Origin of the sequence: Azotosporobacter soli (genome assembly GCF_030542965.1) — a bacterium.
Lineage (GTDB): Bacteria > Bacillota > Negativicutes > SG130 > SG130 > Azotosporobacter > Azotosporobacter soli.
This window is the reverse complement of sequence record NZ_JAUAOA010000010.1, coordinates 93,783-101,427: the sequence shown is the minus strand read 5'-3', so window position 1 is coordinate 101,427 and position 7,645 is coordinate 93,783. Positions and strand designations below refer to the sequence as shown.

The 7,645-nt window shown below is 44.3% G+C and carries 8 protein-coding genes and 1 other annotated feature; of the genes, 5 read left to right on the top strand and 3 right to left on the bottom strand.

Features of this window, described 5'->3' with window-relative positions; translation table 11 throughout:
- Positions 1-78: 78 nt before the first annotated feature.
- Together QTL79_RS10825 and QTL79_RS10820 are read left to right on the top strand one after the other, a co-directional pair.
- The gene (locus QTL79_RS10825; RefSeq protein WP_346353978.1) at positions 79-393 is read left to right on the top strand and encodes a hypothetical protein; all 315 of its coding nucleotides are present in this window, start codon (positions 79-81) and stop codon (positions 391-393) included.
- A 17-nt stretch (positions 394-410) separates the two neighbouring features.
- A complete protein-coding gene (locus tag QTL79_RS10820; RefSeq protein ID WP_346353979.1) occupies positions 411-1,247 on the top strand; it encodes an IS3 family transposase in 837 nt (278 codons plus the stop codon).
- Positions 1,248-1,617: 370 nt separating this feature from the next.
- Here the strand turns inward: QTL79_RS10820 and QTL79_RS10815 are convergent, their stop codons facing one another.
- A complete protein-coding gene (locus tag QTL79_RS10815) occupies positions 1,618-2,232 on the bottom strand; it encodes a hypothetical protein (RefSeq protein ID WP_346354979.1) in 615 nt (204 codons plus the stop codon).
- A gap of 20 nt (positions 2,233-2,252) precedes the next feature.
- On the bottom strand, positions 2,253-2,921 hold the full coding sequence (locus QTL79_RS10810) for a metal-dependent hydrolase (RefSeq protein WP_346354978.1): 669 nt from the start codon (positions 2,919-2,921) through the stop codon (positions 2,253-2,255).
- Between the two features lie 147 nt (positions 2,922-3,068).
- Between QTL79_RS10810 and QTL79_RS10805 the strand changes: the two genes are divergently transcribed.
- The 3 genes from QTL79_RS10805 to QTL79_RS10795 all read left to right on the top strand — a co-directional run bounded on the left by QTL79_RS10805 (position 3,069) and on the right by QTL79_RS10795 (position 6,010).
- Entirely contained in the window at positions 3,069-3,722 is a 654-nt protein-coding gene (locus tag QTL79_RS10805) for a C40 family peptidase (protein ID WP_346354977.1), read from the top strand.
- A gap of 90 nt (positions 3,723-3,812) precedes the next feature.
- Positions 3,813-4,063, top strand: a binding site (T-box leader).
- A gap of 61 nt (positions 4,064-4,124) precedes the next feature.
- Positions 4,125-5,141 (top strand): 3-deoxy-7-phosphoheptulonate synthase, encoded by a 1,017-nt coding sequence (aroF, locus tag QTL79_RS10800; RefSeq protein ID WP_346354976.1) that lies wholly within the window; start codon positions 4,125-4,127, stop codon positions 5,139-5,141.
- The gene (locus tag QTL79_RS10795; RefSeq protein WP_346354975.1) at positions 5,138-6,010 is read left to right on the top strand and encodes a prephenate dehydrogenase; all 873 of its coding nucleotides are present in this window, start codon (positions 5,138-5,140) and stop codon (positions 6,008-6,010) included. Before aroF ends, QTL79_RS10795 begins: the two co-directional genes overlap by 4 nt.
- Here QTL79_RS10795 and QTL79_RS10790 read toward each other — a convergent pair.
- A complete protein-coding gene (locus QTL79_RS10790) occupies positions 5,985-7,586 on the bottom strand; it encodes an SGNH/GDSL hydrolase family protein (protein WP_346354974.1) in 1,602 nt (533 codons plus the stop codon). The genes QTL79_RS10795 and QTL79_RS10790 overlap by 26 nt on opposite strands.
- Positions 7,587-7,645 lie beyond the last annotated feature (59 nt).

Genomic DNA, 7,645 nt, shown 5'->3' with positions numbered 1-7,645 from the left:
TGAACTGAACCAATAAAAACGGACAATGACAAAACACCCCCAGTTGTAGATAATTAATCTATGACTGGGGGTGTTCATATGTCAGGGCAAAGAGGAATAAAACATTTTGGAGAACACATTATTCTCGACGTTCTAAAAATGAAAGAAGAAGGCAAAACGAATCGTGAAATTAGCGAGTTCTATGGATTTAAGGATAAATACGTAATCAAAGAACTAATCCGAAGACACAACCGAAAACAAAAGATGATTGAATCTGGAATTATTCCACGGAAAAAAGGCAGACCGCCTAAAAGCTATGTTACCATACAGGATAAAAGAGATAATGAAATCAAGCGTTTAAAGATGGAAAACGAACTATTACGTTCTTTTCTTCAAATCGTTGGAAGGAAGTGAGGCCATCTGTAAAATACATGGCAATTTATAAAAACCAAGACAGCTATTCTATCTCTGCAATGTGTGACTTTTTTGATGTATCACGCAGTGGGTACTATGATTTTGTTCATCGCATGAATCAACCGAATCGCAATGAACGAATCGTAGCAGAAATTGCGGTATGCCAAGAAATATCAAAAAGAACGTATGGATATCGAAGGGTTCATTTGTGGCTTCAACAGAATAGAAATATATTTATTGATCCGAAAACCGTTCTTCGCTTAATGAGCAAATATAATTTATTATCTCAAATTCGCCGACGTAAAAAATACAAGAGAATGCAGCAACAACTTCATAAATATGAAAATCTACTCAATCGTGATTTTGAAGCAACTGCGCCGAATCAGAAATGGGTTACCGACATTTCATACATCCATACACTCCAAGGAATCCTGTATTTATCAATGATACGCGATGCGTTTGATCGCAGTATTATTGCTTATAAAACAGGAACAGAACAAACTGTAAATTTAGTTCTTGAAACAATTCGAACTGCCATGAAAAAGGAAAAAGTCACTACAGAGCTGCAACTCCATAGTGACCAAGGGTTTCAATACACTTCACAGGGGTATTTTAACCTAACTAAAGAGTATGGTATTACACCGTCCATGTCAAGGCGAGGAAATTGTTATGATAACGCATTAGCTGAAAACTTTTTTAGTATTTTGAAAGCAGAATGCATTTCGAGAATACATCTCAAAACATTTGCAGAGGCTAACGAGGTTATCGATGAGTATATCTATTTTTATAATTTTGAACGCATTCAACTAAAAACAAAACTGACACCGTATGAAAAACGATGCCAGTTTGCGTAATTTAAAGCTATTCTACTTCTGGGCGTTTTATTTTATGTACGTTGTTTCTGGTTCAGTTCAGATATGCCAAACGGGTTTCCTTTTAGTAATCGGATTTATATTTGTTTGCGTTTATCACTTTTCGTTTGCGGGGGTATAATCAGTCTAGGGATCCAGGGTGGTGCAGGCGGTTCGGCCCTCTTGGGCGTAAAATCAAGTAGGTCGCGAATCCAAAGCGGCGACTTGCCATTAGCGTCGGCAACGCGCCAGGAGATGATGCGTATAGCAATATAAACAAGTAAAAGAATAAATGAAAGTAGCAAATCCATAGGCTATCACCTTTTACGCTTTATGATGCTGTAACAAGTATAACATAATGCAACTTATGAAATTAACTATTTTCTTTTAGTGAACCTAGCATTTGAAGATAAATCGGTTGCCAATAATTTTTATCGATATCGGGACAGATAAGGACAACCGCAGTGATTTGACCGTTGCGTGGAACTAGGTTGACAATGGCGAACATCGGCAGCGGTAGTTTTTCCGGTAAAGTGGCGCGTAACGCCAATTGGATACCCGGATGATTGGGGATCGATGACTTGTTGGCGGGTAACCACTCGATTAATTTCAAATTGTTTTCCTCTAGTTTTTTACTGACCAGAGTTTTTCCCATTTCGGACAATAATGGATAGATTTCTGGTTTGAAACCGATCAAATCGATTAAAGTTCCGGCCATACCGAGATCTTGCGGTGCTTTGTAGACGAGTAAGCGGGCGTAATGAATTCCGGCTGTATCGGTAGCAGATAAGTCATATTGCGTTTCCATGTTTGTCATGCTTTCAGTGCCGACAGCCGCTGTTGCGCTGCAACCGGTCGGCAGCGAAGTCGTTCCTACGCCTTCAAGGGAAAATACGCTGCCCGATGATGAAATGGCGGCCGAAGTCGTAAGGGGCAAAGCAAGAAAAACAAAAAGCAAAAATAGGCTGAAAAAATGACGGTTTAGCATGAAAGAATGCCTCCAATCGGTTAATCCAGAGATAATGTTTGACCAGGGAGTAGGATATGAACAGGAATGGAAAAGCGCGCTTCAACATCCTGCTTAAACGTTTCAGCATTTTGTGCGATCAATGGCCAGGTGTTGTAATGCATGGGGATAACATGTTTTGCGTTCAACATTTTCGCTGCTTCAGCGGCATCGGTCGGACCCATTGTAAAATTATCGCCAATCGGCAGCAGGGCATAGTCGATAGATTCCAGACGGCCAAGTAGTTGCATGTCGCCAAAAATTCCGGTATCTCCTGCAAAATAAATGGTCTTGCCGAAAATGCTAACAATGAAACCGCTGGCGAGCCCGCCAGAAACTCCAGCGCCGTGCAATGCCGGAGTGAGGCGAACGGAACCGAAATCAAAGACGTGTTTGCCACCGATATGCATCGGGTGGATGCGGCAACCAGAGGTTTCGCACATGCTTGCTAATTCAAAGGTGGCTACGATTTGAGCGTCATTGGCTTTTGCTATCTCAATTGCGTCGCCGAGATGATCGTGATGCCCATGGCTTACGAAGATGTAATCACATTTAATACTTTCTGGTTGTATAAGTTGATGGGGATTATCACGCAAAAACGGATCAAAGAGAAGGGAATAGTTTGGTGTGGACAAGAGAAAACATGAGTGTCCCCAAAATTGAAGTTGCATAACGGCCGCCTCCCGTCGATTTTTTCATAATAGACAAAGATACTATAAGTATAGCAGGAAAAGATAGAAAAAGAGCAGGATTTTTGGTATTTGTAACGAAAATCATTTTACATCGAAAATAAAAAACCAGGAATGGGAGGAAGGTTTGTGAATTACCGACGAAGCGTATTTATTTTCTTGTTTTTGTTAGTCCTTCCTTCGGTCGCATTTGGTGCAGCAATCAAAGTACAAGAAGGCGACACCGGTGAAAAAGTCACCTTCATTCAAGAACGATTGAAAGTCAATGCTTATTATGAAGGCGCAACGGATGGTCGTTTTAATTCATCAGTTACGAAGGCTGTTAAAGCGTTTCAACGTAAGAATGGATTAAAACCAGACGGTGTAGTAGATGATAAGACGTACCAATTGTTGGAGAACATGCCTAAAGGGACAGGCGTGGGTCAAAAAGTGAGCGACAGTGCCCGGAAATATATTGGTGTGCCCTATAAATTCGGTGGTACGACAGCAAAAGGATTTGACTGTTCTGGTTTAGTTCAAAAAGTTTTTCAGGAACAGGGCATTAAGGTGCCGCGTATGGCAGATGAGCAATTCAAGTATGGCAAATCTGTTTTACGAACGACTCTGCTGCAGCCGGGAGATGTGGTTTTCTTCACTACGTATGAAAAAGGTGCGTCGCATTGCGGTATTTACATGGGAAACAATAAGTTTCTCCACGCCTCTTCAAGTAGAGGTGTCATGATCAGCGGACTCGACGAAACATATTGGAAGCCGCGTTATTTGGGTGCAAAGCGGTTCGTATAAAAAACAACCTGGAAATGCAAAAAAAAGCATTTCTGGGTTGCTTTTATATTTACACTGTGCTATAGTTTGTATAACTTAATAAGAAAACATGTAAAGGTGATGAACGGGAAGAGTAGACTAGTTTGTTTTTCAGAGAGCCGAGGGGTGGTGCGACTCGGTAAAGAGGCTAGTTGAAATACACCTGGGAACTGCAGGCCGAACGATAAGTCCAGTAGGCCGTGCCGGAATGCCTCCGTTATAAAAGGCTAGAGTATCGGTCGTGTAAGTGTACGCCCCGTACTTGAAGAGTGGCTTGCTATGGCAAGCAGGGTGGTACCGCGGGTTAAGTCTCCGTCCCTGTAGGGATGGGGGCTTTTTCTATTTTTATCTAAGTTGATTAAAAAGATGATGGAGGTTATGAAAATGATTATTGTAATGAATGACAACGCGACGAAGCAGGAAATGGAACAGGTGGTGGATCGGTTAGAGGCAGTCGGACTTAAGGTTCATTTGTCGACCGGCGATAGCCGAACGATCATTGGCGTAATTGGCGAAAAAGGATTGATTGCCGAACAGCCGATAGAGGCTATGCCAGGTGTTGAAAAAACGGTAGCTGTGACCGAAAGTTATAAATTAGTGAGCCGCAGCTTTCATCAGGAAGACAGTATCATCGATATTGACGGAGTGAAAATTGGCGGCGGTAATTTGGCTGTCATGGCGGGGCCGTGTGCTGTGGAAAGTATGGAGCAGTTATTGGAGTCGGCGCGTGTGGTAAAGGCGGCCGGAGCACAATTCTTACGCGGCGGAGCATTCAAACCACGAACTTCGCCTTATGCGTTTCAAGGTTTAGAGGTGAAAGGCTTGGAAATGTTGGCTAAGGCTCGTGAACTTACCGGTTTGAAGGTGGTGACGGAAGTTGTAGATGTGGAATCGGTTCCCGTAGTTGCCGAATATGCTGACATGTTGCAAATCGGTGCGCGCAACATGCAAAACTTCAAACTGTTGACGGCAGCCGGCAAAAGCAATAAGCCGGTACTTCTGAAACGCGGCTTGGCGGCGACGATTAATGAATGGTTGAATGCTGCGGAATACATCATGAGTGAAGGAAATTACAACGTGGTCTTTTGCGAACGCGGTATTCGTACTTATGAAGAATATACGCGAAATACACTTGACTTAAGCGCGGTTGCAGCGGTTAAACAAATCAGTCATTTGCCGATTATCGTTGATCCAAGCCATGGCACAGGACGTTGGAAATTAGTCGGGCCAATGTCGAGGGCGGCAGTTGCTTGTGGGGCTGATGGTCTAATGATTGAAGTACATCCGAATCCGGCAATCGCATTGTCAGACGGAAAACAATCCTTGACTCCGGAAAATTTCTCTTTAGTAATGAAGGAAATTTCCGGCATTGCAAACTTAATGGGGATGAAGATGGCATGAACGCCCAAAAGATAGCCGTTGTTGGATTGGGGTTGATTGGAGGATCACTGGCGCTCGCGCTACGTGACGCTTACCAGAGTTCAATTGAATTGTGCGGCGTGGATCAACGGGAAGAGGATTTAAATGCGGCAATCAATAGGCAGATTTTGAACTGGGGAACGGCGTCGATCGCCGAAGCGGCAGCTTGGGCGGATATTATCTTTCTCTGTACGCCTGTTTTGCAAATACCGGTTTTAGTTTCAATGATGGCGCCGCATCTTAAGCCTGGAACAATCATTAGCGATGTGGGAAGTACGAAACAATTAATTTCCTTTCAGATCAGAAGCTTGCTTCCGGAACATGCAGACTATGTCGCCGGACATCCAATGGCAGGGCGGGAAAGCAGTGGTTTTTGCGCAGCGGATAAAAATCTCTTTCGTGGCAAAAAATATATCTTACTGCCGGAATATACTCGGCAACCGGAATCGCTAGTGGTCATTGAAAATTTGTTAAGCGTACTTGGAGCGGATATTGCATATATGGATGCGATAACACATGACAAATGCGCGGCCATCATCAGCCATGTTCCTCATGTAGCGGCAGCCGCATTGGTTAATTTACTGGAAGATGGCGAGACGGAAACTGCTAAACTGGCGGGTGGCGGGTTTAAAGATACTACACGAATAGCCTCTTCCAATGCCGATATGTGGTCGGATATTTGCTTGACGAACGGAGAGGCCATTGTTGATTCGCTGGAAAATTTAAAACAAAAGCTGGATGACATGATTTATGCCATCCAGCGTCAGGATCGAAACGAAATTCATCAGTTCTTCAGCAATGCAAAACAAAAGCGGGATCAACTTGTTAGCGAGTCACTCTTGACCAATTAGCGTTAATCAATTGTCCCATTAACTTTTTCCCTTCTAAATCCATGTGCAAACCATCGACTGCAAAATGCGGTGGTAGATCGCCATCTGCGTTCATGAAGAATGGTGCAATGTCTATTACATAACGCTGTTGGCGTAGAAATGCATTGACCAGTGCAAACTGTTCTTTCCATTCGGGTGATGTTTCTTCTTGAAAAACGCGGGCGATCGCATCCGGGTTGATCGGAGGGAGCGTGAGGAAGATAGGGCGGATGCCATTGCGAATGCATTTGTCGCGAATGGTTGCTAAATCATGGATGACTTCCTCTGCGGGAACACCACCGCGCAGGCTATTGGTCCCGCCCATGATGAGTAAAAATTGCGGATGAAAGGGCAGTACGTCATGCTCAAAGCGATAGAGCATCGTCTCGCTGGTATCACCGCTTTTACCTAAGTTAAGAGCGGGAAAGGAAAGATATTTTTGAAAGCTGTATTCCATATCGGCCGGAGAATAGGAAACTGCTCCGCCGCCATGTGTAATGCTGTCGCCAAAGGTTGCTGCATAGCGACCGCTTTGAAAATCGACCGTGTAAGCTTCGGCATCAGAATAAACGCCAACGGCATGCCCGTTTTCATCTAAACCGCGGACGCGCCAATAATAAGTTCCAGGTGAAATCCGGGGGTTTTCATCATAACAGTCATAGCGACTTTGTACGATGGATGTCCAGATGCGATGTTCCGAAGGATAAGTGCCATTCGGGTTTTCTGGAGGGTGGTCAGTCAATTCGACTTCATACTGTGTAGCGCCCGGTATGGGGATCCACTCATAAACCGGGTAAATCGGCACGGGCAAATTGGCGGCGGCATAGCCGGTGTTTGATAGCGGACGCAGTAAAAATGGTTGCAAATTATCGATATAAATTTCTTCTGCATCAGAAAAAACACCAATTGGATTACCGTTGAAGTCAAGGCCGCGAGCACGCCAATAGACCTTATCGCGAAAGAAACGCGAGATATCGAGACTGTGACCGTTTGAAAAAACATCGCGTGTAACAAGTAGTTGAAAACGGGAGTGCTCTGTACCGTTTGGATTTTCCGGCAGGGCAGAAAGAAGTTCAAACTCATAATAAACCGCGCCAGCAACGGGGCTCCAGCTTAACATAGCAGTCGAAGGCGCCGGTGCCGAGGCTGGATAGTGCAAGGTCGGGGCGGGCTTGAGGTTTGCCTGCCTTAAGCTGGAGAATGCGACTGGTTCCGAATAAGTACCGAGTGGGTGATGCAGCAAACTATGCGCCGATACGCGGATAAAAGCGCTCTCAGGAAATGAGTTGTCAAGTTGGATATTGTTTGACAGCGTACGATACCGGGTGATGCGCGTAGCATCAGATGGCAGCAACTGCCAGTGTTCACGTGAACCGCTGAAGACTTCCACCTCATAATAGGCGGGATAAGAGGGTTTGGACCAGGAAAAGCACAGACGGTTTTGAAGACGTTCGACGGCTATGACTGGAGCATAAGTGCCGAAGCGGCTAGCCGAAGATAACTCAAATGCATATAGGGCGAGTAATAGAAATAAGATGATAGATATATATTTCCTCATGGAGGCTCCTTTTATCATATCGTTATGAATGTAGCACACTGTCACAATGATAGCATATC